This is a genomic window from Chryseobacterium sp. T20 (genome assembly GCF_047345655.1).
GTDB lineage: Bacteria > Bacteroidota > Bacteroidia > Flavobacteriales > Weeksellaceae > Chryseobacterium.
In genome coordinates, this window is record NZ_JBLFDU010000043.1 from 1 (window position 1) to 204 (window position 204).

Consider the following 204-nt stretch of genomic DNA (forward strand, 5'->3'; position numbering starts at 1 on the left):
TACAATACATACAAAATCAAAGGCCTCCTGAGGAAGCCTTCGAAACACCAAATCACAAAATATTAATATGAAAAATTTAATTTATAAAGCAGTCGCAGTATAAGTTACTGTTTGCGTATAGGTTCCAGCTGGTTTACCTAAAATATCAGAAGATGATGATTTCGCTGCTGGAATAGTGTAGTCCAGATTCAGTGTTAAGGCACT

1 pseudogene is annotated in these 204 nt (G+C 35.3%); it reads right to left on the reverse strand.

Features of this window, described 5'->3' with window-relative positions:
* Positions 1 to 81: 81 nt before the first annotated feature.
* Positions 82 to 204 (reverse strand): annotated as a pseudogene (locus tag ACMA47_RS25185) (peptidoglycan-binding protein LysM); the annotation flags it as partial.